Here is a 25,628-nt window from a genome sequence, read left to right as displayed (position 1 = left end):
GGGGCAGGATGGCGGAAAAGCCGTACGAGTGGGCTGATGGTGCGACGCTGGAGGATCATTCGCGGCGCAAACACAAGATACTTCGGGAGTATTTCGCCGAATATCTGACTGTCCGCTGCAAACTTCCACAGCAGGAACGGTTCCGCCTGGCGATCGTCGATGGGTTCGCTGGAGGCGGTCGTTATCAGTGCGGCACTGCCGGCTCGCCTCTGATCTTCGTTGAGGAATTGAAGCGGGCGATCGAGACGGTCAATATCCAGCGCGCGGCGCAGGGCATCGGGCTTATCGAGATCGAATGCCTGCTGATCCTGAACGATCAGAACCGAGATGCGATCGAGGCGCTGAAGGCGAACATCGCGCCTTTGCAAGCGGAGATCGTGGAGAATGTCCCGAAGCTTCATCTGCGCATCGCGTATCTGACCGAGGCGTTCGAGGTCGTTTATCCGCAGATGAAGGCGCTGCTCGATCAGGGTCGTTACCGCAACGTCCTCTTCAACCTGGACCAGTGCGGCCATAGCCATGTTCAGCGTCAAACGCTGCTCGACATCATGCGCTCCTATCACTCGGTCGAAATCTTCTACACCTTCGCGATCGAGGCGCTGGTGTCTTTCCTGCAGAAGTCGGACCCGGTCCAGCTCGCAGCCCAGCTCCGCCCCTTCGACATCGATGCCGCCAATCTAGGCACGCTCAATGGTGCGATGAGCAAGAGCAATTGGCTGGGCGCCGCCGAGCGACTGGTGTTCGAAACCTTCCGGACCTGCGCGCCCTTCGTCAGTCCATTCTCGATCAACAATCCCGATGGATGGCGATATTGGCTGATCCACTTCGGCAATTTCTACCGAGCGCGTCAGGTCTATAACAACATCCTGCACGAAAATAGCAGTGCCCAGGCCCATTTTGGCCGGTCGGGCCTCAATATGCTGAGCTATGATCCGAGCCACGAAGATGGATCATTATATCTCTTCGATCTCTCCGGCCGCGAAGCGGCGAAGACCCAGCTTCTGACGGACATTCCCAAGCTTATTTCCGGGTCCGGCGATGTTATCGGCGTGGGCGACTTTTACGAGAGCATCTACAATACGACGCCGGCGCACACGGATGATGTGCATAGCGCAATCATCGAAAATCCCGACGTTGAGGTGATAACACCCGCCGGGGGTGAGCGGCGCAAGGCGAACACCATCGCCATTGGGGATATGCTCAAGCTCAAGCCGCAAACGAGTTTCTACCCGATGTTCCTCAGAGCGGAGCCGCGGAAATGAGGGCGGCGTCATGACCAACATCATCGCTCGCACCGTCAGGCCGGTCCATTTCGAGGATTTCGGCGGGCAAGATTTCGAGCGCCTGGTCTTTGCCTATCATTTGCGCGCGGGCTGGAGCGATCTCGCGTGGCATGGCCAGACGGGCAGCGACCTTGGTCGGGATATTGTCGGCATCGAGCCCTTCGAGGATTGGCAACCGCGCAACACGGTGATCCAGTGCGTCAATCGGGCCAGTCTCACCGAAGCGAAAGCCACACGCGACATGGGAAAGGCTTGTAGTGCCCCAAGCGGCGTGCCGGACGCCTTCAAATTTGTCTGTCGGGGCGCCGTTTCGAGTGACCAGCGCGATCGGGTACGAGCCGCTGGCCGCAAGCTCGGCATCCTGAATGTCGATATCTGGTCGGGTGTCGAGTTCGAAGAGGCACTTCGGCTGCGTGCCGAATTTTTGCTTCAGCGGTTCGTCAACGGCGTCGTCTTTCCCGATGCCGAGAGCGAACTGCGCCGGTTCGTCGATGACTTTCCTGACCTGTCTGACGAGGACACGCTTCGGATCATGGCCGCGGTGTTCGAACGGCCAGCTTTCCGAACGCCGTTCCAGGCAGAAAGCTCGCTACCTGCTTTTCAGCAGGCGATCGAGGATACGATCGGCGCGCTCAACACGGGAATCTGGCGAACGCGCGAGGGCGCCGAAATTCGTCGATTGCCATCGCTGCACACCCTGCGAGATGCCGGGACGCGGGCAAAATTGACTAAAGTCGTGCGCGAGCTGGATGAAATTCGCCAGACCTTCAAACGCCATCTTGCCGATCAGAGTATCCGTCACTGTTCCTGCGACGATCCAAACTGTCCTGTTTTCATGGTCGATCATCGCGCTGCCTGCGCTTTGGACGAGGCCCGAACCAAGGCATTGCAGACGTTCCGTCGAGCTTGGCCACCCTTCGATGTCTCGGTTGCATGACCACGTGGACCGATGAAAGATCAGGCGGAGTTTGCGCGATGCACCTGTGTCGCCTTATGATTATCGATGAGGATCAGATTCGTCGGTCCGCTAATTGCGGTTGAGGCCCATTTCCCGGCTCTGCAGCTTGGCCTTCCAAAGTTGCTCCGCCACCAGGATCTCCTCGCCGGAAGCCGTCGAGCTACTCACTTCGAGAATACTAACCTGATAGTCCGAGGGATCGCGGCTTTTCAGCGCGACATTCCCGCCATGGCCGTCGCGGACATAACCGAGCCACCGGCCAAGGAAGCCGTCTTCTCCGGTTGCCGATCCGACATATTGTTCGCGGGTGCGCGGGCAGGTCAGCAGGTAGATGCCCCGCGAAGCCCGCAGAGCTGCGAGCCAGCCGTTCGGTAGCGTCTCGATTGCCGATAGGGTGCCCATGAAGCGGTTGTAGCCCGGAAACACCTCTTCCTGGAACGCGCGTGCGATCTCGACAATCGGCTTCGCCTGATTTTCCGCGCGCTGCACCCAGGACCGTGTGCCGGCGCCCCATTCGATGACCACACGTCCCGCCAGCGCTGTTGCAGACTCGACCGGGGCCTGCCGATAGATCTCCAGATCGCGCGCTCCGCCCTGAGACACAGGGACCAGTCGCAGCGGATCGATGATCGCGGGATCACAAGGGCCGGTCCGCTCCACCTCGAAGAGTCCCACGAACAAGGTCGACTGGGCCGGTGTGACCACAAAGCTTGCCCAATAGCGTGCCGAAAGCCGCGGACGGTTCTGGACGCTTTGGATGCTCTGATAGAGCCGAAACCCCTCGGGGTTGTCGCGCCAGAGCGTGTACGGTGTGCGCCCCGAATATTTGACCGTCTGGTGCCTCAGCAGCCGGACATCGCCCGGCGCGACGTCGAGATCTCTCAAGATCGCGTTGAATGTGAGCCCCATCCGCTCATAGTAACAAGAGCGAGGAGGCATGCCGATGGTAAAATTCTGCACGGCCCTCCGCGCGCAGGGAGGACACCGAATTTGATGGACGACTGGCCTGATGAAGCGCCCGAAGACCAGCGCCCGCGCCGAGCGGGCGAGATAGGTCCAAACGAGTTGTTCGAAGCGCTGAGGGCGCTTGCCGGGTTCAACGACAATCCCTTCCTTGTAATCCAGGGCCAACAGCTCGCGCTGGTCGACAATCTGCTCAACGGCATGGAAGAACGGGCCTTGCGCGGCATGGCCGACGACGAAAAGCCCATGACGCAGCGCGCCCTTCTCGGTGCGCTTTCACCCATGTGGATTTATGCCGCCTATGAACTGTTGCGAACTTGGCGCCAGCGCTGCGAAGAGATCATTCGTCTAGCCGCCAGCGGCGGCTTCGATCTCAAAGCCCAGCATCTCGAGCGCGAGACGAATTACCACCATCATGACCGTGAGCTGCGCGCCGAGCAGCTGCGGACAGCGCGCGACAATCCCGAGATCGTGCAGCGGATGAAGGATGATCTGACCAGAACCGAGATCGGCTTCACCATCATCGAGTTCATCCGTGTTGCGCTCGCCAAGCATGAGGTCAGCAGCAAGGCAAAGAATAAGCCGATCGCGTTCGCACCCGGTCTCGCCCTACCTGACCGTTACACCGGCAGCATGGTCTATGAGCTGAGCAATGGCGGCTCGATCATCGGCTTTCATTCACGCCGCGACCTGGCCGAAACCATCCGCGGTTTCCCGACGGCGCCGATCCCCAGCAAGGAGGATCTCGACGGATTCCGCGAATATCTGCGACCGCCGGAGGTCGGATGACGACCGCGCGCGCCGATGCATGCGGGCGGCATATGATTGCGCTGAGGCGGGTGGCGACACGCAGGCTTGAATTCATTCGCGGCTCGCGTGAATAGAACGCCATGCGACACGACGAAGTTAAAGAGGATCTGCGGCGACTCGCGTTCGAGTTCTTCTTCTGGTTCTCTCGCTTCGAATATGCGCTGAAAGACGCGCGCTTTCTGCGCTCAGACGAGGTTGGCACTCCCGCCGAGCCAAGCTGGAAGAAATTCAGCCAAAAATATCGAGAGACCTATAAGGCAGGACCGGCAGCGCGGGCGCTGCTCGACGCCAATCCGGAGCGCCAGATCGTCGCGGCGGGGGGCGAACTCGATTTCGAGCCGGTGCCGTTCAATCCCGGTGTCGCCGATCTCGACAAAGTCACCGAACTCGCGCGCACCGTCCGCAACACCCTCTTCCATGGCGGCAAACACGGCAGCAACTTCTGGGACGATCCCGCTCGGATGGAACTGCTCCTGACGACCACAATAGGCGTGCTGGACGAATTGGCGGAACTCGGCGGATTGCAGGCCGAATATAAGCGGGAATATTGAGCCTGCGTCGCTACCGCACGCCGGGGTTCGGCGCAATTTCGCTGTCGGCTGCGCCATGTTCGAGCCGCGCATGTTCGCGCGCGGCCGCTTCGGTCGGAAATCCTTGCGGCAGCTTGTTCGAGATGAAGTCTTTCCCATTCGCTGCGAACGCGCGATCGGTATGCAAATAGAAGAGGCCGTCGTCAGGATTCTTCTCGATCGCGTAGAGGCGGACAGGTGTTTCATTCATACCGTTGGCCTACCAGCCTGACGACACGATGGCGAGGCGCGCCGCGCGCAGTCAGATTTGGCCCATGTTTAATCCCTGCACCGCGAGTCTGAGCGCCGCAGAGGTAGCCGCCGCCTTCGGCGTAGAGACCCCGCTTGAGTCCAAAGAGGGCGCGAGGTCTATGCGGTCCGATGCCCGCTGCCAGCGGTATCTGTTATGGTGACGCAATGAATGATGGTCACACTCCTTTTTCGTCTCGATTCGGCTTCCGCGGACCCGACGCCAAGATCACGATCCGCGAGGACGCGCCCGACGAGGTGCGCGATGCCGTCGCGATGCTCGGCTATGCTTTCGACTTGGGGCCGGGGGGCATGCGCGAGCTCCTGTGCGAGGTGCTTCTCAAGCGCCCGGATCTCGGCAACTGGTCGCCCGGCAACATCGAGAGTGAGGTGCATCGGCTGATCGACCAGGCACCCTGGTACAAAATCTACGACTTTGTCGAGCGGCTCTATACCGAGGTCGGAAAGAACGACTTCACCGGCGAACGGAAGCGCGCGTTCGAAGAGCGGCTCAATCTGAGCTTTCGTGAACTGGGCGTCGGCTGGGAGCTTGAACAGGGCAAGCTGGTCGCCCGCGGATCGGAAGCCTTCGCGCTCGCAACCCGCGATGCCGTCGCGGTCATGCTCGAAGCCGGGTCGCCAACCGCCGCCAACGAGATCCACGAGGCGCTAAAGGACGTCTCCCGCAGACCGTCAGCTGACGTCACGGGCGCAATCCAACACGCCATGGCTGCTTTGGAGTGCGTGGCGCGTGAGATTGACGGCTCCACCGATACGCTCGGCAAGATCATCGGCCGCCTGACCTTGCCGCCACCACTCGACGCCGCCCTGCACAAGCTCTGGGGCTTTGCCTCGGAACAAGGCCGGCACATTGTTGAGGGCCGCGAGCCGCGCTTCGAAGAGGCCGAGCTGGTGGTGACGGTCGCCTCCGCGGTTAGCGTCTACCTCCTGCGTCACGCCGGGCGCGCAAGCCCGACAACCAGCTTTTGACCAGAAGATCCGCGGACATGGCACTCGATCTGTTCCAGCGCCTTGCCGCCGATGAGACGCTCCACCCGCACTATCTGAAGACGCGGGATGAGGCGATCATGGACCCCGCCCGCGCAGTGTTACGCGAGGTGGCCGCCACCATGACCGACCCCGACGGCAATTTCGTCCAGCAGTTCCAGACCCACGGCTTCGATGCGCGGACCTTTGAGCTCTATCTCCAGGCGCTGTTCACCGAGGCGGGACACAGCATCGACCGCAGTCATGACCGGCCTGACTTCCTCATTACCTGCGATGGTCTCACGGTCGCCGTCGAGGCGGTCACCGCCAATCCACCGCCACGGCCAGACTATCAGCCCTATGAACAATTTCCGCAGGACGGGCCGCGGAATCAAGAAGAGGCGATGCGCTATCTGAAGCACGAGGTGGCGATTAAATTCGGCAGCCCGCTCTATTCGAAGCTGAAGAAAAAATATTGGACCTTACCCCATGTCGCGGGGAAGCCGCTGGTGATCGCGATCGAGACCTTCCATGGCGGCGCGCTCAATCTTTCCGCTACCTCCATTTCCCAATATCTCTTCGGCATCGACCATCGGCACTGGTTCGATGACGGCGGTAATCTCGTGGTCGAAGGGGACACGATCCTTCACCATGAAGGCTCGAAGGTGATACCGTCCAACTTCTTCGGCCTGCCGGATGCGGAGCATATCTCCGGTGTTCTGTTCTGCAACGCCGGCACCATCCCGAAATTTGGCCGCATTGGTCAGCAGGGTGCTCACCGTTCAAGCGCCGTTCGCATGGTGCGCATTGGCGATTGCTGGGATCCCGATCCCAATGCAATCAGCCCCGAACCGTTCGCTTATGAGGTCGGCGATCCCGACGTGCCGCCTGAGCCTTGGCGCGATGGCTCGGTATTCATCCGCAACCCGCAGGCGCTGTTACCGCTTCCGCCGGGGTGGATTGGAGCAGGGGCGGAAGACGAACTAGCGGAAACCGGCACAATCATCCCGACCTTCGCGGACCGCTTCCATGTCTACTCGTCCAATACTCTTCTGTTCCGCGGGGATGTCTCGGACGAGGCGCTGTGGGTGGCCGTCGATGAACGGATGACGATCATGCGAATGGCACAGGAATTGGGAGAGCGGTGGCGAGCATGATCCGCGTTACCTGATGGCTATTCCGTCCCCCCCAACGCGACGAAATCTTCGGCATCCGCGTGTCGTGCGGGCTGTGGCGTAATGCATTCCCAAGCTGCGGCAATGCGCTCTGCCAGCCCATTGGGAAATGTCCGTCCGCTGATTGACCAAAGGGATGAAAACGTGTTCCGGCTTTTGAATTCGCCGGCAGGGAAGCCTAGCGGCGTTTCGATCACCATCGCTCCGTCCAGCCCATCCATATGGGCACTCTGCTTCAAAGCGTCGTTGATCAGCCAGGCTATCGTCTGATTGCCAAGGCGTTCGGGCGGACTGACGAACACGATGAGGCCGTAGGCATCGGGCATGTCGAGGACGGCTCGTGTTGCCGTAATCTGGCCTCGGGCCGACGTTACCTCCTTGCGGACGCGCGCGCCCACCACCCTCAATGCCTGTTCGGCGATCGGTTTTGGAAGGTCGTGAAGCCTGACGTTGACCGTGCCAAACACGATTGGCCCGCCAAAGGCCGCGTTGCGTTCCATCACCTCGCCAAGCTTGGTCGCAACTTGTGGATCTTGTCGCCGGTCGCTTGTGAACGACTTCACCTCGGCGATGAGATTGTCCGACGCGAACACTACGTCGGCGCGCTTGCCGGCGTAGCCGGCCGGAAGCGAATCCTCTGCGTGACGGCCGCCCGCTTCGCATAGGACCGTCGTGATGAGTTCGTGTTGATCCATGTTTGCAACCTAGCTGACGAAGCGCATCCGCACGAGCGGTTCGCCCAAACGCCACCCCCAGCTTTTGACGATCTCCAAGCTATCTCGGCGGGCTCACGATCGCTGGTGAGTTTTGTTCGAGGCGTTTTTGGCTGAAATGCTGGGTCTTTGCCGCCGCCGTGGCCAAAGCTGGTGAGTTTTAGGATCGGCGAGGCGGTCAACGGGAGAGGCTTGACCCTCTCAACCTGTTGATTTTACTAGGAAATTTGGTGCACCCGACAGGATTCGAACCTGTGACCTACGCCTTCGGAGGGCGCCACTCTATCCAGCTGAGCTACGGGTGCAGATGGCTTGAAGCCGTATGTGTTGTGCCGATGAAGGTCAATCCGCGATCAAATTCGGCTGTCCGAACGCGGTGAGTTTTTGGTGAGTTTTTTCGTCCGTCCTTTCTGTAGTCTTGTTAAACCCCCGGAAATCCAGTATAAAATCGTTGCTCTGCCGTTGGACGTGGGCCTTCGGAGGGCAGCGCTCTATCCAGCTGAGCTACGGGTGCAGTGCCAGCGCGGTTAGCAGACGGAAGCGGGGCTTGCCAGCGCCAAATGCGATGACTTGTCAGTTCCTGATATGTTCCTATGATCGCGATCATGGCCGAAGCTGATTCGCTTTCCCTCGCCCCTTCGCATGGGCATACCGCTGTGGACGTGGCACGCGGAATCGCCCGGCTGTTCGCCCGCAACGGCATCTGGTGCATGCCGGAAATGCCGCTGCGCTGTGGGCGGCGGGCCGATCTCATGGGGATCGACGCCAAGGGGCACGTCATCATCGTCGAGATCAAGGTGGCGCGCGCGGACCTGCTCGGCGACGGCAAGTGGACCGACTATCTCGATTACTGCGACCGGTTCTACTGGGGGCTCTCTCCTTTGCTGGACCGCAGCCCGCTTGAGAGCGAGGCGTTCCTGCCCGACAGTTGCGGGGTGATCGTGGCCGATGGCTACGACGCGGAAATCCTGCGCCCCGCTCCCCTGCGCCAGCTTGCCGCCGCCCGGCGCAAGGTGGAGACGGAGCGTCTGGCGCGCGCCTCGCTGCGGCGGCTGGTGACGCTGGGCGACCCGCATACGCTGCAGTGGGGGAGCGAAGGGTAGCGATACCCAGCCCTTTCTTCGTCACCCTGAACTTGTTTCAGGGTCCATCGGGCAGTTGTTCCGGAGAGCTGGTGCCACCAACGGCGCTCCCGGTTTGCTGCGGCAAACCACCGGGCTTGAGGCGAGATGGACCCTGAAACGAGTTCAGGGTGACGAAGGAGAAGAGGGGAGCGAACTCCGGTCCGGAAATGCCAAGCCGCAGCGGGGTGGGCACTTCCGCAACTTATCCGCAATTTTCTTGCGCTTTGTCGTAATTCATACTAAGTGGCCCGCCAGCAACCGGCGTGCGGGGTTCACCCCGCCGCAATCCGAGAGCAGCGTGAGGTCGCGGCATCCAGCCAAGACCGGCCCGGACTGACGGTTGCGACCAACCAAGCTTCCTTCCTCACGCAGGGTCGCCGCAACGACACCTTGCTGTGCGCGCGCCTTTTTCAAAAGCCTTGCGCGCCCCGCACTTTTGAAAGTGACGCATGTCCTATTTCTCCGAACTTGGCCTCGCCGAGCCGATTCTCCGCGCTCTGACCGCCAAGGGCTACACCGATCCCTCGCCGATCCAGCGCAAGGCGATCCCCTCGCTGCTCGAAGGCCGTGACCTTCTCGGCATCGCGCAGACCGGCACCGGCAAGACCGCCGCGTTCTCGCTGCCCTCGCTGCACCGCCTCGCGAACGAGCCCAAGCCGCGCCAGAACGCCGGCTGCCGCATGCTCGTGCTCTCGCCCACCCGCGAACTCGCCGCGCAGATCGCCGAGAACATGCGCGGCTACGCGAAGTTCCTGAACCTGACCGTCCAGTGCATCTTCGGCGGCGTGCCCGTGGGCAAGCAGGCCCGCGCGCTGGAGCGTGGCACCGACATTCTCGTCGCCACCCCCGGCCGTCTGCTCGACCTGATCGACCAGCGCGCGCTGACGCTCAAGCACGTCGAGATCTTCGTGCTCGACGAAGCCGACCAGATGATGGACCTGGGCTTCATCGTGCCGCTCAAGCGCGTCGCCGCGCTGCTGCCCAAGACGCGCCAGAGCCTGTTCTTCTCGGCCACCATGCCGCAGGCGATCGCCGAGCTGGGCCGCCAGTTCATCAACGATCCGGTCAAGGTCGAGGTCGCCCCGCAGTCGACCACCGCCGAGCGTGTCGAGCAGTACGCCACCCACATCAACCAGGCCGAGAAGCAGGCGCTGCTGACCATCTCGCTGCGTGACGGCCTCTCGCCCGACGCCGCCGAGAAGGCCAGCCACGGCGCCATCGACCGCGCCCTGGTGTTCACCCGCACCAAGCACGGCGCCGACCGCGTCGTGCGCCACCTCGTCGCCGCCGGCATCCCGGCTGCCGCGATCCACGGCAACAAGAGCCAGGCTCAGCGCACCGCCGCGCTCGGCGGCTTCCGCCAGGGCACCGTGCGCATCCTCGTCGCCACCGACATCGCGGCGCGCGGCATCGACGTCTCGGGCGTCAGCCACGTCTACAACTTCGAGATCCCCAACGTCGCCGAACAGTACGTCCACCGCATCGGCCGCACCGCGCGGGCCGGCGCGGACGGCGTCGCGATCAGCTACATCGCGCCGGACGAGAAGCCCTATATCCGCGACATCGAGCGCCTGACCCGCGTGAAGCTGGAACCGCTGCCGCTGCCGGAAGACTTCATGAACCAGGCCGCCCGCCTGCCCGCGCCTTCGCGCAAGGTGGAGCAGCCGCAGGGCGAGCGTCGCCAGGGCGGTGGCGGTGGTCGCGGCAACGGCGGTGGCCGTGGCGGCCAGCCGCGCCGCGACGGCCAGCGGGATGGAGCGCGCAGCGATCGTCCCCAGGGCGAGCGCAAGCGCGCCGACGGTCCGCGCGGTGAACGCCGCGAAGGCGCGCCGGTCGGCGAGGACCAGGGCGGTGAGCGCAAGCGTCGCTTCCGTCCGCGCGGCCCCAAGGGCATGGGCGCGCACAAGGGCGCGGTGAAGCGCGCCGGCTAACCGGAAGACGATGGGTCCATCCTCGTCGCCCTCGCCACTGCGGGGTGACGAGGAGACCCTCCTGCCGTCATTGCGAGTGAAGCGAAGCAACCCAGGGGAGTTCTAAACTGCCCTGGGTTGCTTCGCTTCACTCGCAATGACGATTACAAATCAAAGCGACGAATCACCAGTCGATCGTCCCGCGCCCGTGCTGCGCCAGGAAGGCATTGGCGCGGCTGAAATGCCGGCATCCGAAGAACCCCGAGTGCGCCGAGAGCGGGCTCGGGTGCGGTGCCGTCAGCACCAGGTGATGGCTCTCCATCAGCCCCGGCACGCTCAGCGCCTTCTTCTTCGCGTGGCTGCCCCAGAGCATGAACACGCAAGGCTCGGCCTTGGCCGCGACCGCCGCGACGGCGGCGTCGGTGACCGCCTCCCAGCCCTTCTTCTGGTGCGAGCCGGCCTGCCCTTCCTCCACCGTCAGCGCATTGTTGAGCAGCAGCACGCCCTGCCGCGCCCAATGCTCCAGATTGCCGTGGCCGGGCGCCTTCACGCCGCAGTCGGTGGCCAGTTCCTTGTAGATGTTCACCAGCGAGGGCGGCACTTTCACGCCTTCCTGCACCGAGAACGACAGGCCGTGGGCCTGCCCCGGCCCGTGATAGGGATCCTGCCCCAGGATCACCACCCGGACCTCGTCCAGCGGGGTCAGTTCCAGCGCCCGCAGCCGGGTGCCGCGCGGCGGATAGATGCGCTTGCCCGCAGCTTCCTCGGCCTTGAGCCAGCCGCCCAGCCGACGCGCCTCGGGCGTTGCCAGCACCGGGCCCAGCGCGGGCGCCCAGCTCTCCGGAACGGTCTGGCCGTCCTGTGTTGCCGTCATGCCCTTGTCCTTCCCGAAAAACCCGCATGGAGACGCGGCCGCCATTGCGAAACCGCCGTGCAGTCCCTAAGCATTTTTGGATCATGGCTGTCTATCTCCACGAAGAAGATCTTCCCGCAGGCGTACTCGCGCCCGGCCCCGTCGCCGTCGACACCGAGACCATGGGGCTCATCACCCCGCGTGACCGGCTGTGCGTCGTGCAGATTTCCGACGGCAAGGGGGACGAGCACCTCGTCCGCTTCAATGCCGGCAGCGCCTACGCCGCGCCGAACCTGAAGGCCGTGCTGGCCGATCCGGCGCGCCTGAAGCTCTACCACTTCGCCCGTTTCGACCTTGCCGCGATCGAGCATTACCTGGGCGTCACCGCCGCGCCGGTGTTCTGCACCAAGATCGCCAGCAAGATGGTCCGCACGTATACCGATCGCCACGGCCTGAAGGATCTGGTGCGCGAACTGCTCGGCAAGGAAGTGTCCAAGCAGCAGCAGTCGAGCGACTGGGGCGCCCCCGAACTGACCGAGGCGCAGAAGGACTACGCCGCTTCCGACGTGCGCTACCTGCACGCGATGCATGAAATCCTGGTCGTGCGCCTCGCGCGGGAAAACCGCACCGAACTCGCCCAGGCCTGTTTCGATTTCCTTCCGGCGCGCGCCCGTCTGGACCTTGCCGGCTGGCCGGACCACGACATCTTCAGCCACGAAGCAGCCTGACCCGTCCACGGGAGTTACCTGAAACGCCATGTCCGTCGAAGCCGCCCAGATCCAGAGCCGCCGCCGGCACTTCGCCGCGCCCGGCGGCTCGCACGATCGGCTCGTCGCGCTGCTGGCCAAGGTGCTCCCGGCGGGCATCGGCCTGGTCGCCGCGGTGATGATCCTGGTGCCGCTCTCCCCGCGCGGGGAGATCAGCTTCCTGCTCGATCGCAACAAGGTGGCGATCACCAGCGAGCGCATCCGCGCCGACAATGCCGCCTATCGCGGCAAGGACAACAAGAACCGCGACTTCACCGTCACCTCCGGCACCGCCGTGCAGAAGACCGCGACCACCCCGATCATCGAGATGCTCGGCCTCAAGGCCGACATGAACCTCAATGACGGCCCGGCGCACGTCGTCGCCCCGCGCGGTGCCTACAACTACGACACCGAGCAGATCGCGGTCGATGGCCCGGTGAACTTCGCCGCGCCCGATGGCTACAAGATGACCACGCGCAACGTCGCCATCGACGTGAAGAAGCAGACGGCGGTGGGCTCGGGCGGCGTCGACGGCACGGTGCCCACCGGCACCTTCCGCGCCGAAACGATGCACGCCGACCTCGAGAACCGCACCGTGACGCTCGAAGGCAACGCCCACCTGCGCATGACGCCGGGCAAGATCAGGATACCGCAATGACCGCCGCCCCCCGGATGCCCTCCACCACGTCTCGAATCGCACTGGTCCTGCCGGTGCTGGCGCTCGCCGCGCTGGCCGGTTCGCAGCAGTTGGGCGCGCAAGTCCTCTCCGGCCACAATTCGAACGCGCCGGTCGATTACTCGGCCGACCGCATCGAGTTGCAGGACAAGCAGGACCGCGTGATCCTGTCGGGCAACGTCGACGTGAAGCAGGCGGAACTGCGGCTGCGGGCGGCACGCACGGTGGTGAACTTCACCAACCAGGGCTCGATGCAGATCCAGCGCATCACCGCCAGCGGCGGCGTCGTCGTCTCGCGCCCGGACGAGACCGCGACCGGCGACGTCGGCGTCTACGATTTCAACCAGCGCATCATCACCATGACCGGCAACGCCACGATCAAGCGCAGCAATGGCGACACGCTGCGCGGTGGCCGCCTGGTGGTGGACCTCAACAGCGGCGTCTCCTCCGCCTCGGCAGGCCCCGGCGGCCGGGTATCGGGCACGTTCTCGGTGCCCAAGCAGAACGGCAAGTAATCTCGGCCACAGGCCGGATTACCATAGATTAACCAAAAAGGCATTTTCCTACACGGCGTAGGATGCGTATCTGGATAGGGGTTCCGTTCCCGGACGAGGAGCCCCCATGCCCACCAATCCCATTCAGATGCCTTCGGGCTACGCCACCGCCTTCGCCGTCGGTTTTGCCGATCCGGGCAATACCGGCCTCGCGCTGGTCGAAAGCGGTCGGCCGCTGCCGGTAACGACGCTGTCCGGCGTCGTTCCCGAACCGCTGGTGGGCACGACCGCCGCCAGCATCGCCGCCGGCCCGTTCGTGCCTGCTGCCGGAAGGCCGGTGTTCGTCACGCTTGCCGGAACCTGGCAAGGCTCGGTTACCGTGCTGCGATCGATCGATGGCGGCACCACCCGACTGCCGCTTACCCTGGGCGGCGACACTTGGGGCGTCTTCACCCAGAATGCCTGCGAGCCGGTCTGGGAGGAATTCGAGACCGGCGCGACGCTCCATCTCGCGATCACGCTCGCCTCGGGCGCGCTGACCTACCGCCTGGCGCAGTAAGCTTCGGGAGACACCCCATGCCCACCGACATTCTCGCACGCGGGGCGACCGCCGCCCATCGCCGCAACCTCGCTTCCTCCGCCCCGGCCAAGGGCGCATCGCTGGTCGGGATGGATGGTGGCGGCACCGTCCGCGACCGCATCAACTGGATCACCCCCGAAGCGTTCGGGGCGATCGGCGACGGCAACACCGCCAATGCCGCGATCGACACCGCCGCGCTCCAGCAGGCGGTCAACACCGGCAGGCCGGTGCTGCTGCGCCCCGGCGCGACCTACCGGATCAATGCCGAGATCACCCCGCCCGACGACGTCGATCTCATGATCCACGGCCATCGCAACACCGGCGACAAGCAGAGCGTGCTGAGCGCGGTTTCCGGCTTCCAGGGCTGGATGCTGCGTCCCAAGGCGTCCTACGATATCCGCGACATCAAGATCACCGGCAACAGCACCGATGGCTGCTACCTGATCGGGAGCCCCGATGCCTCCTCTGCCGGCCTTGCGCGCATCGAGCGGGTCTACATCGCCAACGCCGACATCGGGATATTCTTCGATACCGCCTGGAATCACCCCTGGGGCCTCTACTACAACCAGATCGTCGGCATCAGCTTCCGGACCGGCGCGATCAACCTTGGCGGGACGAGCGGAGACGGCAGATCGGGCGAGAGTGCCTGGACGATGGACAACATCAACGTCAACGGCAGTCCCGCCGGCAAGGGCATCGCCGCTGCCAACGTGGTCGTCACGGCTTCCAGCCCCGACACCACGCATGACGCCATCACCTGGAACAACGATACCCCGCCCCGCTATGGCTGGTGCGTCATGCGTTCCGCCGATGGCGCGACGGGCTGGCACGTACCGCCGAACTGGACCAGCAGCGGCCTTGCCGCCGGCACCTTTTCCGCCAGCAAGACCGCCGGCGAGACCTGGCAATATGCGGTCGTGCGCATGACGCGGGGCGTATCGCTGCGCCGGGGCAAGGCGATCTGGGCGGGCGTCATCCAGTCCGAATACTTCGGCGTCGGCCTGTACCTCCACGACATCGTCGCCGCCGACGTGCGCCAGTACTATGCCGAAACGCGCGACCGGGTTCCGCCGCTGCCCCAGTTCTGCGGCGTCCTCGCCTCCAATTCCAACGTGGCGATCGGCGGCGGCTGGGTGGAGCAGTTCGCCTATGGGCTGATCGCCGCATCGAACGGCCGCGTGAACCTGACCGGGCCCCTGCGCACAAACAACTGCAAGTGGGGCAGGGCCGCCATCGGCGGATCGACCATGCAGGCGATGCGGCTGTTCGGAGACCTCATCGCCACCGGCACGACCCCCGGCACCATCGTTCCGCTGACGGGAAGCGCCTACGACTACACCTCGGCGGGGGTGGAGCACGATACGTCGAACGCCAGCATGACCTCCTATGTCGATGGCGCCGCCGGTTCCGGCTTCTCGGTGCGGCGCCGGGGCACGACGCGCGGCCGGTTCTATGCGAACGCCTCCGGCTACGCGCAAGTCGAAAGCGAGTACCTGAAGCTCGTCCAGCCGAGCAAGACCGCTCTCGTCCCCATCGCCAACAAGAGCTATGCGACGACGCTGGCACCGGGCGTCACGACGCCCTTCATGACGGTGTCGGGCCTACCGTCCAACGCCGCCGCCGCCGCCAGCCTGTTCGTTCAGGTGATCGGGCGGGATGCGTCCTCGGTGGTCCGGCAATCGCTGGCGTGCCGACTCGACATCGCGCTGATCGAGACCGGCGGCGGAGGCGTCACTGCCGCGCTCGCCGCCTCCACCCCCGCCACCGTGCTCCAGGCGGGAACGATGGGTACGCCGACCTTCTCGGCCAGCGTGGCGAGCGGGACCGTCACCGTATCGTGCAACCTGGCTTCGAGCCTGACCTCGCTGGCGCTCTACGCGGTGCCCGTCGCCGGCACCGCCGAAGCCCAGACGCTGGCGATAGTCCAGTCGTGAAGCCCCGGACCGGGCGGGCGGTCAGAACGCCCGGTCGTGGACCAGCACGCGCATCGTCAGCAGGATGATCTGGATGTCGCGCATGATCGTCCAGCCCTCGAGATACTCGAGATCGGCCTGGAGGCGATTGACGAGGTCGGCCTCGTGGTCGGTCGCGCCGCGAAAGCCGCGGACCTGGGCAAGACCGGAAAGGCCCGGCTTCAGCGAGTGACGCTGCCAGTAGCGCAGATCGACTTCCCAGAACAGCTTGTCACCCGCGAGCGAGCCGGTGGCATGCGGGCGCGGGCCGACCAGGCTCATGTCGCCGAGCAGCACGTTGAACAGCTGCGGCAGTTCGTCGATGCTGGTGCGGCGGATGAAACGGCCGACGCGGGTGATGCGCTTGTCGTCCTTCGAGGCCGAGACGCTGCCGGTGGCATCGCCCAGCGCCTGCGTCATCGACCGGAACTTGTACATGTTGAAGAAGCGGTTGCCGCGGCCCATGCGGCGCTGGGTGAAGAACACCGGGCCGCCGTCCTGCAGCTTCACCGCCAGCGCCACCACGATCAGCAGCGGCGACAGCATGAGGATCGCGCCGCCCGCGAAGGCGACGTCGAACAGGCGCTTGATCGCCCGGTCACGCAGGCCCAGCGGACCGGCGGAAACCAGCAGCAGGCCATGCTTGCCGACCACCCGTGCGCCCTGCGCACCGAGCCGTGCGACCTCGTCGTCCAGCACTTCGCCGTCGACGTTGGCGCCCTTGAGCATCATCGCCCACTCGGCGCGGCGGCCCGCCGGGCAGCTCACCACCACACGGTCGATGTTGCGCAGCACGAGGCCGATGCGGTCGAGCGCATTGGGGTCGTTGAGATTGGGCCGCAGCCCCATCGCCGCCGCCGAGATCCGGATCGCGCCGCGCAGTTGCACTTGTGGTCCGCCGTCGTCGATGACCAGTTCGTTGAGGATGTTGTCCCCGCAGCGCCAGCGCACGAAGGCCCTCAGCTGCAGGCGGGTCCAGGCGATCACCGCCATGGCCGCGATGGCGCCGCCGTTGAACCCGGCCCGCGACACGTCCGCATCGGGACGGATCAGGAACTGCACGAAGACGACCACGACCACCGCGATCACCACCGCCATGAGAGCGCGGAAGACACCCTTCCAGCCCTCCTGCAGCGCAGCGGTCGAATAGGCGCCGTTGTACAGCGCCAGGGTGAGGAAGATCGGCAGGATCAGCTGTGCGTGGACGAAGCCCTCGGACAGCCCCTGGCTCCCGGCCAGCAGGTAGCCCGTGACGGCGAAACCGGCGAATACGGAGAAGATGTCGCCCAGGACGAGGGCGAGATAACACTGCAGCCGGCGCCGCTCCAGCGACGGCGCGACGAGCAGGTCATCAACGTCCGTCCGCTCCTTGTCGAGCGAACGCGCAGCAAATGGCGCGTTCATGCGTCCAACACTCCGGGTTGCGAACTCACGCTGAATGCCTCCCTCATCAGAACCTCAGCGCGTGCAGCAGGAACCTCATGCTGCGTTGCAATAGGTATACGCCCCTATTTACAGGAGAGGCAACTGGAAAAGCGCATTCTGTCGGGACGTGGTATTTGTCGGTTATCTTGAATTAGGACGCGCCGACCTTGCAATTGCCAGAAGGCCATCGGAGAGTAATAGTTCTGAGTCCTGACTGTTAGATAACAGTGTCTGGTGCAGCATCACCAGCCGCGCAACGAGTCGCTCCAGCCGCCGACCGCGCCACAACTGCAACTGGACGCCAAGCGCGGGCTGGTCCTTCCAGAACACCCGGCGCGCACCGGCCTCCGCCTTGAGAAAGCCGGCGACGTCGCGCCCATCCCCCAGCCGCGCGGCCAGGCCGGCGAGCTGGGCGGCGCGCCGCTCGAAGGCCAGCAGCAGGCCGACCGGGTTCATCCCCTGCTCCCGCATGCGGCGCAGCTGCGGGGCGATCGCCTCGCGCTTGCCGCCCAGCACGGCATCGACCAGCGGGGCGAAGTCATCGTCCTCGGTGGCGGCTCCGATCGCATCGAGGTCGGCGATCGCGACCGGCCGGGGCGTCTCGGGCGAGGCATCCAGATAGAGCGCGAGCTTGGTCACCTCGGAACGAGCAAGCCGCGTATCGAGCCCTGCCCCGCGCGCAATCCGCTCGGCGATCTCGCTGCCCAGCTTGAGCCCCGCCGCATTCGCCATGGTACGGACCGAGGCCGTCGCCGAGGCGAGATCGGGCGGATAGAACATCGCCACCAGCGCATCGGGCCGCGCGGCGAGCAGCTTGGCGGTGCGCGACTTGTCGGTGGCGGCCGTCGCGACGATCAGCACCGGGCAGCCCTCGACCGCGTTGTCGAGCAGCGTCTCCACCGCATCGTGCGCCTCGTCGCCCGAAGCGCGCACCCAGATGTGGCGGGCACCGCCGAACAGCGAGGTGGAACGCGCCTCGTCGCCCAGGCGCACCGGATCGCGCCGCAGCTCGGCACCGGACATCTCGATCCGCTCGCCGGGATCGGCCAGCAGCGAGACGATCCGCGCCGCGGCGTCGGAGGCACCCGATTCGTCGGGTCCGCAGAAAAAGAACACGCGGGCATCGCGGGCGGCGCGCTGGGCGAGGCCGGCGAATTCCTTCTGGGTGGCCTTCATCGGCCCTTACTGGTCGGTATCGCCACGCAGGCGCAGCGCGACGTTGGTGACGATGCGGCTGGCGACGTCCTTGGCCATGTTCTCCAGCGCGGTCTGTTCGGCGGCGATCGTCGCATAGTCGGAGGAGACCACGTCGATCCCCGCGTCCGAACCGGCGGTGGCATCGAGCACGACCGCGCCGCTGCCGACGTCGACCAGCTGGTAGCGCGCCCGCAGGGTACGCCGTTCGCGGCCGGTGGTGTCGTCACGCAGCAGCGCGAAGCTTTCCAGCTTGTCGTCGAGGCGGACGTCGAGCCGGTACTTCGGCGCGACGCCCTTCGCGCCCGAGACGCCGAGTTCGTCGACCAGGGCATTGCGCACCAGCCAGCCGGCGCGCCCCTCGATCGCGGAGACCTGCACGGCGGCAAGGCCTTGTGCGACGGCGGCATTGCCGCCGCCGGCGTACATCGGCTGCAACCCGCACCCGGCGAGCAGCATGGCGGCGGTGAGGGCGACTAAAGCCTTCACGCGACGAGATTTACCAGTCGGTCGGGCACCACGATCACCTTGCGAATTTCCGCACCATCGAGCGCACGCTGCACCTTCTCGCTGGCAAGGGCAAGCGCCTCGAGGTCTTCCTTCGACGTGCCCTTGGCGACGGTGAGGGTATCGCGCAGCTTGCCCTTGACCTGAACCGCCACGGTGACCTCGTCATCCACCAGCAGCGCCGGATCGACCTCGGGCCATGCGGCATCGGCGATCAGGCCCTCTCCGATAGAGGACCAGGCCTCTTCGGCAAGGTGCGGCATCATCGGCGAAACCAGCAGCAGCAGCGTGCGGATCGCGGCGGAACGGCTGGCGGAGGGCTGGGCCTTCTCCACCGCGCCGGTCAGTTCGTAGATGCGCGCCACGGTCTTGTTGAAGCCGAGCGATTCGATGTCACGCGCTGCGGCATCGACGGTCTGGTGGACCTTGCGGTCGATCGCCTTGTCCTCGCCGGTCGCCGCCGCGTCGTACTGCGCGAACAGGCGCCACAGGCGCTGGACGAAGCGGCCGCAGCCTTCGATGCCCGCTTCGGACCACGGCAGGTCGCGCTCGGGCGGGCTGTCGGACAGCATGAACCAGCGGATCGCGTCAGCGCCGTACGTCGCGACGATCTCGTCGGGATCGACGACGTTCTTCTTCGACTTCGACATCTTGATGACGCGGCCGACCTCGATCGGGGCACCATCGGCCTTGAGCGTCGCGCCTTCGGAGGTGCGGTCCACTTCACCGGGGGCGAAGTAGATCGGCTGACCGTTGGCCTCGTTCACGCGGCTGTAGGTCTCATGCGTGACCATGCCTTGCGTGAACAGGCTGCCGAACGGTTCCTTGACCTCGATCTTGCCGATGCGGGCCAGCGCGCGGGTCCAGAAGCGGGCGTAGAGCAAGTGCAGGATCGCATGCTCGATGCCGCCGATGTACTGCTCCACGGGCAACCACTCGGCAATTTTTGCCGGGTCGAACGGGCGGTCGTCGGGCTGGCTGGCAAAGCGCAGGAAATACCACGACGAGTCCACAAACGTGTCGAGCGTGTCAGTCTCGCGGCGGGCCGGATGTCCACACTGCGGGCAGTCGACGTGCTTCCAGGTCGGGTGGCGCACCAGCGGGTTGCCCGGCGTCTGGAAGTCGACGTCCTCGGGCAGCACGACGGGCAGGTGCTTCTTGGGCACCGGCACCACGCCGCAGACCTCGCAATGGATGAACGGGATCGGCGTGCCCCAGTAGCGCTGGCGCGAAACGCCCCAGTCGCGCAGGCGCCACACCGTCTTGCCCTCGCCCCAGCCTTCGGCTTCGGCGCGGGCGATGACGGCGGCCTTGGCCTCCGCGACGCTCAGGCCGTTCAGGAAGTCGGAGTTCACCAGAACGCCGTCGCCCGCCTCGGACTCGCCGTCGAAGGGCTTGTCGGCCTCCTCGGCGCTCGCCGCGACGACGCGCGCGATCGGAAGCTGGTACTTGGTGGCGAATTCGAAGTCGCGCTGGTCGTGGCCCGGCACGGCCATGACCGCGCCGGTGCCGTAGTCCATCAGCACGAAGTTGGCGATGTAGACCGGCAGCGGCGCGCCCGTGAACGGGTGCTTCGCGGTGATGCCGGTATCGAAGCCCAGCTTCTCCGCCGTCTCAAGCTCTGCGGCGGTGGTGCCACCCTGCTTGCACAGCGCGATGAAGTCCTGAACCTCGGGACGGCCTTCGGCGCACCCTTGCGCGATCGGGTGATCGGCGGCGACGGCGACGAAGCTGGCGCCGAAGATCGTGTCTGGGCGGGTCGAGTAGACCTCCACCTTGCCACCGGTCGACAGGTCGAAGCTGAACTGCAGGCCCTGCGACTTGCCGATCCAGTTCTCCTGCATCGTGCGGACCTTTTCAGGCCACTTGTCGAGCGTGGAGAGGCCGTCCAGCAGTTCGTCGGCGAAGTCGGTGATCTTGAGGAACCACTGGGAAAGCTTGCGCTTCTCCACCAGCGCGCCCGAGCGCCAGCCGCGCCCGTCGATCACCTGCTCGTTCGCCAGCACGGTCTGGTCGACCGGATCCCAGTTCACCGCGGATTCCTTGCGGTAGACGAGGTCGTGCTCGTACAGGTCGAGGAACAGCGCCTGTTCCTGGCCGTAGTATTCCGGCTCGCAAGTCGCGATCTCGCGGCTCCAGTCGAGCGCGAAGCCCAGGCGCTTGAGCTGGGCCTTCATGTTGGCGATGTTCTCGCGCGTCCAGCCGCCGGGGTGGACGCCCTTTTCCATCGCCGCGTTCTCGGCCGGCATGCCGAAGGCGTCCCAGCCCATCGGGTGCAGGACTTCGAAGCCCTTCATCCGCTTGTAGCGCGCCAACACGTCGCCCATCGTATAATTGCGGACGTGGCCGATGTGGATACGGCCCGAAGGATACGGGAACATCTCCAGCACGTAGCTACGTGGGCGGGAAGAGGTGTCATCGGCGCGGAAGCTCTGCGCTTCGTCCCACGCAGCCTGCCAGCGCGTGTCCGCCTGTGCGGGATCGAACCGCTCGGTCATTGTACTCGGATCTCCTGCGGGCGGCGGCCCTGCGAAGAGCCGCCGGGTTCCCGTCGCTTACTTCGTGATGGTGTCGCGGCGCAGGTCGCGGGCGCGGGTGAGAATGATGTCCTCGAGCTTCTGCACGGTCGCGGCCTGGACCGGCGCCGGCACCCAGCCGCCGCCCTGCTGCACTTCGCGCACGGCGGTGACGCGCAGCGCGTCAGCGCGCAGATCCTGGTCGAGGATCGCGATCGAGACCTTGACGCGCTCGGTCGGGGTTTTGGGATTCACGTACCAGTCGGTGATGATGACGCCGCCGGCGCTGTCCGACTGGAGCAGCGGCATGAACGAGACCGAATCGAGGCTCGCGCGCCACAGGTAGCTGTTCACGCCGATCGTGGTCACCTGCGAGGGGGCCAGCGTCGCCTGCTGCTGCTTGCGACCACCGCCGCAACCGGCCAGGGCCAGCGCCGCGACGGCACAGACGCCTGCGGTCGCCAGCGTGCGCACGGTGAAAAGGCCGGTCTTGGTGCTGCCTGTCATGTCTGTTCCTAGTGCTCTTGCTCAAGGCTCCATCGAGGCGGAGCCGGACCTTGTCGCAAAACGCCTCTATAACCGCCGGTGGGCCAGCGGCAAGTGCGGCTTTGCGCATGGCCCGCTCCTAACCGCTGCACGGCTGAGCGCGGGCTGAACGGCCTGCCGCAAGACGGCGTGGGTTTGCCGCGCGCTCATGGCGTGTTAATCTGCCTCGGCAATGATGGCGGCAAGAAACAGCACAGGCAGCAGGGACTTGCGATGAGTACCGAGCGGGGCACCGCAACGCGGGGAGGGATGAAGGGCAGCCTGCTGCTGGCAAGCTGCGTCGCGCTGCTCGCGCTGCCGAGCGCGGTGCTGGCATTCTCCACCGACTTCGCGGGCAAGCAGAACGACGGTCAGATCGATTCGCTCGCGCCCGAGACGACTCAGGAAAACCTGTCGCGCGCCATCGCCATGCGGTCGCTGGCGAAAGGGCAGATCTTCCCGTTCACCCCGGCCGGCACACCCAACCGGCAGGACCGCGCAGTGACCGTCGCCGTGCGCGTCGATCCGGAGGCGGCGCAGGCGATCATCGTCCACGGCCCCGCGCAAGTCGCCCAGAACAGCCAGGATGCCGGCCGCCTGCGCATGGCGCCCACCGCGTTCAACCTGGGCGTCTCGCGCGGCTACCAGAACTTCGCGCAGAACCTGGTGCCCCAGGCGCCGAGCCGCCCGATGGCCGAACTGCCAGATCTCAAGCGCTTCAACCTGACCCCCGGCCCTTCGAAGGGCGACGAATCGCGCTTCTCGCCGCGCATTTCGCTGGACGAGAAGAAGCCTTCCGGTCGCGCCCCGCGCACTTTCGCGATCGACGGCAGCGAAGTCGAACTCGGCGGCGCCTATCGCGTGACCGAGAATCTCGATGTCACCGCCGGGGTGCGCTATTCGCAGGAGCGCGAGCGACTGGTGCCGCTGACCGACGGCAAGCAGGACAGCCAGGCCGTCTACGTCGGAACCCAGTTCAAGTTCTGAATCCGGCAACCATCGTTGCAAAATACGCAACATAGAATGATGCGTTTAGGTCAATGGTCGGCCTTGCCGCCGTCATAATCCTTCCATAGCCTTGTCCCCGTGGATGCTCACTTTGGGAAAGGCTAAACATATGGCGCGCGTAGCAATTGTCACCGGCGGCACCCGTGGTATCGGCGAGGCCGTATCGCTCGCCCTGAAAGAGCGCGGTCACACCGTCGTCGCCAATTACGCCGGCAACGAGGAAAAGGCGGCGGCCTTCACCGAACGGACCGGCATCCCTTCGTACAAGTGGGACGTGGGCGATTTCGAGGCGACGCAGGAAAGCTGCGCGAAGATCGCGGCCGATATCGGCCCGATCGACATCGTCATCAACAACGCCGGCATCACCCGCGACGGCGTGCTCCACAAGATGAGCTTCGACGACTGGAACGACGTCATGCGCGTCAATCTGGGCGGCTGCTTCAACACTGCCAAGGCGACCTTCTCGGGCATGCGTGAGCGCGGCTGGGGCCGCATCGTCAACATCGGCTCGATCAACGGCCAGGCCGGCCAGTACGGCCAGGTGAACTATGCCGCGGCCAAGAGCGGCATCCACGGCTTCACCAAGGCGCTCGCGCAGGAAGGCGCCAAGTACGGCGTCACCGTCAACGCCATCGCACCCGGCTACATCGACACCGACATGGTCGCCGCCGTCCCCGCGCCGGTGCTGGAGAAGATCGTCGCCAAGATCCCCGTCGGCCGCCTCGGCAGCGCCTACGAGATCGCACGCGGCTGCGCCTTCCTCTGCTCGGAGAACGCCGCGTTCGTCACCGGATCGACGCTGAGCATCAACGGCGGCCAGCACATGTACTGACGATGGCAGTTGCCGTCGTCTTTCGGGTGATCTGCCCAACTTGAACTCGCCGCCCGAAAAGCGTAGAGTTAACGCTGGCAAACGACATTGGCCTGCCCATGTCGATCAAACCCCCGCCGCTGCAACGGCGGGGGTTTATCGTTTCGGGGCCATGATGTCCGGGGCAAAATTCAGGGGGATGCGCTGCAACGCATCCCCCTTTCATCGCCTACTTCCGGCCCTTCACGTCCACCACCTTCAGGATGAGGGAAGCGAACGCGAACAGGGCACCAAGGAAGAGGCACAAGTCAGCAAACGACACCGGCTTTTCCTCCATGGGACCGACGGTAGAAGTGCCGCCGCCGACTCTCATAAAGGAAAAATCCTACATGTTCCATATTTGTTCTCTCCGCCGGAGCGCATTCCGGAGGAGACTCGCCAGTGCAAGGGTCAGACGAGTCCAGGCCCGGGAACGGCGGTCGGCAAGGTGACGTCAGGCAGCGGGCGCGCGATCGCCAGCCAGAACGCCAGTTCCAGCCCGCGCCCGATGTTCCCGCTGAGCAGGTGCTGGCGGCAGACCTGTGCGAACGGCAGCGGCGAGCAGGATTCCATCGCCCCTCGGTAGCGATGCAGTTCCGCGCGCAACTGGCCCCAGTTCATCGAACGGTTCCGGCTTCGCACGAGGCGTTTCGCGATCTTCGCGAACTCACGGGATACGAAGCGGGCGACGACGAAGTTCGTCTCAGGCGCGGCATCCGGCACCGCGCTCGCTAACGCCGTCCCGAAACCGGCGAGGGCACTGGCCATGTCGTCGTTACCGCGACGGTCGAAGGCCGCGCGGGCCTTGTTGATGCGGGCCATGATGCTGCCGGGGCGCGAGCGGTAGAACACCCACGGCTCGGCCGCGTAATAGAAGCAGCGGGCGCGCAGCAGCAGCCGGGGCACCACGGCCACGTCCTCGAAGTGAGCGCCGTCGGGAAAGCGGATATCCTCCCCGAACAGATCCCGGCGCCAGACCCGGGACCACAAGTGCAGCCGGCGCTTCGCGAAAGTGCCGGCGATCAGTGTCTCGATGCACCGCGTATGACAGCGGCCCGCCCCCGGAAAGGTCGCATGCCGAACCTCGCTGCCGCGCAGATAGTCGCACAGGACGACGTCGGGCCGAACGGCCTCCACGATTGCCTGAAGCGCGTCGATCGCCCCAGGCAACAGCATGTCATCCGAATCGACGAACCAGAGGTATTCCCCCCGCGCCGCATCGACGAGCGTGTTTCGCGCCGCCGCGATACCGCGATTCTCGGCGTGCCGGAGCAGGCGGACGGCAGTACCGCAATCCGCGATCAACCGCTGGCACAGGGCTTCGGAACCGTCGCTCGACCTGTCGTCCAGAAGGACCAGTTCGATTCCGGGCCGAAGCGCCATCTGCTGCAGGATCGAGGCCACGCATGCCTCGATGAACGGTTCCACATTGTGGAACGGCACCAGCACGCTCAACCACGGCTGGTCCATTTCGAGATGCGATGTCGCACACGCACCCCCACCCGGGCCGCCCGCCACGGCCCTTGCTGTTTCGAAATCCATAACCCCCTTGGCCGGGAGC

Annotated in this window: 25 protein-coding genes and 1 tRNA gene; 15 read left to right on the top strand and 11 right to left on the bottom strand. The window is 65.0% G+C overall.

The genetic code is table 11. The features are described 5' to 3' along the window. The first annotated feature begins 8 nt into the window (after positions 1–8). Together V2S85_RS10400 and V2S85_RS10395 are read left to right on the top strand one after the other, a co-directional pair. Entirely contained in the window at positions 9–1,262 is a 1,254-nt protein-coding gene (locus V2S85_RS10400; protein ID WP_330702782.1) for a three-Cys-motif partner protein TcmP, read from the top strand. A gap of 10 nt (positions 1,263–1,272) precedes the next feature. Then, positions 1,273–2,220, top strand: a complete 948-nt coding sequence (locus tag V2S85_RS10395; protein ID WP_330702781.1) for a hypothetical protein — start codon at positions 1,273–1,275, stop codon at positions 2,218–2,220. A gap of 90 nt (positions 2,221–2,310) precedes the next feature. Here the strand turns inward: V2S85_RS10395 and V2S85_RS10390 are convergent, their stop codons facing one another. Then, a complete protein-coding gene (locus tag V2S85_RS10390; protein WP_330702780.1) occupies positions 2,311–3,201 on the bottom strand; it encodes a GIY-YIG nuclease family protein in 891 nt (296 codons plus the stop codon). Between the two features lie 33 nt (positions 3,202–3,234). Here V2S85_RS10390 and V2S85_RS10385 point away from each other — a divergent pair, with 33 nt between their 5' ends. After that, complete coding sequence (locus tag V2S85_RS10385; protein WP_330702779.1) at positions 3,235–3,993, top strand: hypothetical protein; 759 nt, start codon at positions 3,235–3,237, stop codon at positions 3,991–3,993. Between the two features lie 101 nt (positions 3,994–4,094). Beyond that, complete coding sequence (locus tag V2S85_RS10380) at positions 4,095–4,565, top strand: hypothetical protein (protein WP_330702778.1); 471 nt, start codon at positions 4,095–4,097, stop codon at positions 4,563–4,565. A 10-nt stretch (positions 4,566–4,575) separates the two neighbouring features. Here the strand turns inward: V2S85_RS10380 and V2S85_RS10375 are convergent, their stop codons facing one another. Further along, entirely contained in the window at positions 4,576–4,794 is a 219-nt protein-coding gene (locus V2S85_RS10375) for a hypothetical protein (RefSeq protein ID WP_330702777.1), read from the bottom strand. Positions 4,795–4,964: 170 nt separating this feature from the next. Here V2S85_RS10375 and V2S85_RS10370 point away from each other — a divergent pair, with 170 nt between their 5' ends. Together V2S85_RS10370 and V2S85_RS10365 are read left to right on the top strand one after the other, a co-directional pair. Continuing rightward, positions 4,965–5,822 (top strand): AbiJ-NTD4 domain-containing protein, encoded by an 858-nt coding sequence (locus tag V2S85_RS10370; protein WP_330702776.1) that lies wholly within the window; start codon positions 4,965–4,967, stop codon positions 5,820–5,822. A gap of 17 nt (positions 5,823–5,839) precedes the next feature. Further along, positions 5,840–6,976, top strand: coding sequence for a hypothetical protein (locus V2S85_RS10365; RefSeq protein ID WP_330702775.1), 1,137 nt, complete (start codon positions 5,840–5,842; stop codon positions 6,974–6,976). Positions 6,977–6,993: 17 nt separating this feature from the next. Here V2S85_RS10365 and V2S85_RS10360 read toward each other — a convergent pair whose 3' ends face one another. Further along, complete coding sequence (locus V2S85_RS10360; protein ID WP_330702774.1) at positions 6,994–7,689, bottom strand: hypothetical protein; 696 nt, start codon at positions 7,687–7,689, stop codon at positions 6,994–6,996. A gap of 246 nt (positions 7,690–7,935) precedes the next feature. Next, positions 7,936–8,012: transfer RNA gene (locus V2S85_RS10355), tRNA-Arg, on the bottom strand. Between the two features lie 300 nt (positions 8,013–8,312). Between V2S85_RS10355 and V2S85_RS10350 the strand changes: the two genes are divergently transcribed. Together V2S85_RS10350 and V2S85_RS10345 are read left to right on the top strand one after the other, a co-directional pair. Continuing rightward, positions 8,313–8,810 carry an MmcB family DNA repair protein gene (locus V2S85_RS10350; protein WP_036525822.1) on the top strand — a complete coding sequence of 166 codons (498 nt, stop codon included), beginning with the start codon at positions 8,313–8,315 and terminating at the stop codon, positions 8,808–8,810. Positions 8,811–9,280: 470 nt separating this feature from the next. Beyond that, complete coding sequence (locus tag V2S85_RS10345) at positions 9,281–10,762, top strand: DEAD/DEAH box helicase (protein WP_330702773.1); 1,482 nt, start codon at positions 9,281–9,283, stop codon at positions 10,760–10,762. A gap of 163 nt (positions 10,763–10,925) precedes the next feature. Here V2S85_RS10345 and ung read toward each other — a convergent pair whose 3' ends face one another. Then, complete coding sequence (ung, locus tag V2S85_RS10340; protein ID WP_330702772.1) at positions 10,926–11,615, bottom strand: uracil-DNA glycosylase; 690 nt, start codon at positions 11,613–11,615, stop codon at positions 10,926–10,928. 83 nt (positions 11,616–11,698) lie between these two features. On the opposite strand from ung, the gene V2S85_RS10335 reads away from it, so the two are divergent. The 5 genes from V2S85_RS10335 to V2S85_RS10315 all read left to right on the top strand — a co-directional run bounded on the left by V2S85_RS10335 (position 11,699) and on the right by V2S85_RS10315 (position 16,024). Continuing rightward, on the top strand, positions 11,699–12,322 hold the full coding sequence (locus V2S85_RS10335; RefSeq protein ID WP_330702771.1) for a ribonuclease D: 624 nt from the start codon (positions 11,699–11,701) through the stop codon (positions 12,320–12,322). 28 nt (positions 12,323–12,350) lie between these two features. After that, complete coding sequence (gene lptC / locus V2S85_RS10330) at positions 12,351–12,998, top strand: LPS export ABC transporter periplasmic protein LptC (protein WP_330702770.1); 648 nt, start codon at positions 12,351–12,353, stop codon at positions 12,996–12,998. Beyond that, on the top strand, positions 12,995–13,531 hold the full coding sequence (locus V2S85_RS10325) for an LptA/OstA family protein (protein ID WP_330702769.1): 537 nt from the start codon (positions 12,995–12,997) through the stop codon (positions 13,529–13,531). The genes lptC and V2S85_RS10325 overlap by 4 nt, the downstream gene beginning before the upstream one ends. Positions 13,532–13,637: 106 nt before the next feature. Next, on the top strand, positions 13,638–14,069 hold the full coding sequence (locus V2S85_RS10320) for a hypothetical protein (RefSeq protein WP_330702768.1): 432 nt from the start codon (positions 13,638–13,640) through the stop codon (positions 14,067–14,069). A gap of 17 nt (positions 14,070–14,086) precedes the next feature. Beyond that, positions 14,087–16,024, top strand: coding sequence for a hypothetical protein (locus V2S85_RS10315; protein WP_330702767.1), 1,938 nt, complete (start codon positions 14,087–14,089; stop codon positions 16,022–16,024). Positions 16,025–16,045: 21 nt separating this feature from the next. Here the strand turns inward: V2S85_RS10315 and V2S85_RS10310 are convergent, their stop codons facing one another. From V2S85_RS10310 to V2S85_RS10290, 5 genes are all read right to left on the bottom strand, one after another. After that, positions 16,046–17,446 (bottom strand): sugar transferase, encoded by a 1,401-nt coding sequence (locus V2S85_RS10310; protein ID WP_330702766.1) that lies wholly within the window; start codon positions 17,444–17,446, stop codon positions 16,046–16,048. A 162-nt stretch (positions 17,447–17,608) separates the two neighbouring features. After that, positions 17,609–18,643 carry a DNA polymerase III subunit delta gene (gene holA, locus V2S85_RS10305; RefSeq protein WP_330702765.1) on the bottom strand — a complete coding sequence of 345 codons (1,035 nt, stop codon included), beginning with the start codon at positions 18,641–18,643 and terminating at the stop codon, positions 17,609–17,611. A 6-nt stretch (positions 18,644–18,649) separates the two neighbouring features. Continuing rightward, a complete protein-coding gene (gene lptE / locus V2S85_RS10300; protein WP_330702764.1) occupies positions 18,650–19,150 on the bottom strand; it encodes an LPS assembly lipoprotein LptE in 501 nt (166 codons plus the stop codon). Continuing rightward, positions 19,147–21,666, bottom strand: a complete 2,520-nt coding sequence (gene leuS, locus V2S85_RS10295) for a leucine--tRNA ligase (RefSeq protein WP_330702763.1) — start codon at positions 21,664–21,666, stop codon at positions 19,147–19,149. The genes lptE and leuS overlap by 4 nt, the downstream gene beginning before the upstream one ends. A gap of 57 nt (positions 21,667–21,723) precedes the next feature. After that, the gene (locus V2S85_RS10290) at positions 21,724–22,191 is read right to left on the bottom strand and encodes a DUF3576 domain-containing protein (RefSeq protein WP_330702762.1); all 468 of its coding nucleotides are present in this window, start codon (positions 22,189–22,191) and stop codon (positions 21,724–21,726) included. A 252-nt stretch (positions 22,192–22,443) separates the two neighbouring features. On the opposite strand from V2S85_RS10290, the gene V2S85_RS10285 reads away from it, so the two are divergent. Next, the gene (locus V2S85_RS10285) at positions 22,444–23,196 is read left to right on the top strand and encodes a hypothetical protein (protein WP_330702761.1); all 753 of its coding nucleotides are present in this window, start codon (positions 22,444–22,446) and stop codon (positions 23,194–23,196) included. Positions 23,197–23,326: 130 nt separating this feature from the next. Then, on the top strand, positions 23,327–24,049 hold the full coding sequence (phbB, locus tag V2S85_RS10280; RefSeq protein WP_330702760.1) for an acetoacetyl-CoA reductase: 723 nt from the start codon (positions 23,327–23,329) through the stop codon (positions 24,047–24,049). A 429-nt stretch (positions 24,050–24,478) separates the two neighbouring features. Here the strand turns inward: phbB and V2S85_RS10275 are convergent, their stop codons facing one another. After that, positions 24,479–25,516 (bottom strand): glycosyltransferase family A protein, encoded by a 1,038-nt coding sequence (locus V2S85_RS10275; RefSeq protein ID WP_330702841.1) that lies wholly within the window; start codon positions 25,514–25,516, stop codon positions 24,479–24,481. Between the last annotated feature and the right edge of the window lie 112 nt (positions 25,517–25,628).

Origin of the sequence: Novosphingobium resinovorum (assembly GCF_036352595.1) — a bacterium.
GTDB classification, from domain to species: Bacteria; Pseudomonadota; Alphaproteobacteria; order Sphingomonadales; family Sphingomonadaceae; genus Novosphingobium; species Novosphingobium resinovorum_B.
Note: the sequence above shows the minus strand (reverse complement) of the source record. Positions and strands in the feature narration are given on the sequence as shown.

Coding starts and splice junctions, on each gene's coding strand:
- V2S85_RS10400 (WP_330702782.1), top strand. CDS start 9: ATGGCGGAAAAGCCGTACGAGTGGGCTGATGGTGCGACGCTGGAGGAT.
- V2S85_RS10395 (WP_330702781.1), top strand. CDS start 1,273: ATGACCAACATCATCGCTCGCACCGTCAGGCCGGTCCATTTCGAGGAT.
- V2S85_RS10385 (WP_330702779.1), top strand. CDS start 3,235: ATGGACGACTGGCCTGATGAAGCGCCCGAAGACCAGCGCCCGCGCCGA.
- V2S85_RS10380 (WP_330702778.1), top strand. CDS start 4,095: ATGCGACACGACGAAGTTAAAGAGGATCTGCGGCGACTCGCGTTCGAG.
- V2S85_RS10375 (WP_330702777.1), bottom strand. CDS start 4,794: ATGAATGAAACACCTGTCCGCCTCTACGCGATCGAGAAGAATCCTGAC.
- V2S85_RS10370 (WP_330702776.1), top strand. CDS start 4,965: ATGCCCGCTGCCAGCGGTATCTGTTATGGTGACGCAATGAATGATGGT.
- V2S85_RS10365 (WP_330702775.1), top strand. CDS start 5,840: ATGGCACTCGATCTGTTCCAGCGCCTTGCCGCCGATGAGACGCTCCAC.
- V2S85_RS10360 (WP_330702774.1), bottom strand. CDS start 7,689: ATGGATCAACACGAACTCATCACGACGGTCCTATGCGAAGCGGGCGGC.
- V2S85_RS10350 (WP_036525822.1), top strand. CDS start 8,313: ATGGCCGAAGCTGATTCGCTTTCCCTCGCCCCTTCGCATGGGCATACC.
- V2S85_RS10345 (WP_330702773.1), top strand. CDS start 9,281: ATGTCCTATTTCTCCGAACTTGGCCTCGCCGAGCCGATTCTCCGCGCT.
- ung (WP_330702772.1), bottom strand. CDS start 11,615: ATGACGGCAACACAGGACGGCCAGACCGTTCCGGAGAGCTGGGCGCCC.
- V2S85_RS10335 (WP_330702771.1), top strand. CDS start 11,699: ATGGCTGTCTATCTCCACGAAGAAGATCTTCCCGCAGGCGTACTCGCG.
- lptC (WP_330702770.1), top strand. CDS start 12,351: ATGTCCGTCGAAGCCGCCCAGATCCAGAGCCGCCGCCGGCACTTCGCC.
- V2S85_RS10325 (WP_330702769.1), top strand. CDS start 12,995: ATGACCGCCGCCCCCCGGATGCCCTCCACCACGTCTCGAATCGCACTG.
- V2S85_RS10320 (WP_330702768.1), top strand. CDS start 13,638: ATGCCCACCAATCCCATTCAGATGCCTTCGGGCTACGCCACCGCCTTC.
- V2S85_RS10315 (WP_330702767.1), top strand. CDS start 14,087: ATGCCCACCGACATTCTCGCACGCGGGGCGACCGCCGCCCATCGCCGC.
- V2S85_RS10310 (WP_330702766.1), bottom strand. CDS start 17,446: ATGAACGCGCCATTTGCTGCGCGTTCGCTCGACAAGGAGCGGACGGAC.
- holA (WP_330702765.1), bottom strand. CDS start 18,643: ATGAAGGCCACCCAGAAGGAATTCGCCGGCCTCGCCCAGCGCGCCGCC.
- leuS (WP_330702763.1), bottom strand. CDS start 21,666: ATGACCGAGCGGTTCGATCCCGCACAGGCGGACACGCGCTGGCAGGCT.
- V2S85_RS10290 (WP_330702762.1), bottom strand. CDS start 22,191: ATGACAGGCAGCACCAAGACCGGCCTTTTCACCGTGCGCACGCTGGCG.
- V2S85_RS10285 (WP_330702761.1), top strand. CDS start 22,444: ATGAGTACCGAGCGGGGCACCGCAACGCGGGGAGGGATGAAGGGCAGC.
- phbB (WP_330702760.1), top strand. CDS start 23,327: ATGGCGCGCGTAGCAATTGTCACCGGCGGCACCCGTGGTATCGGCGAG.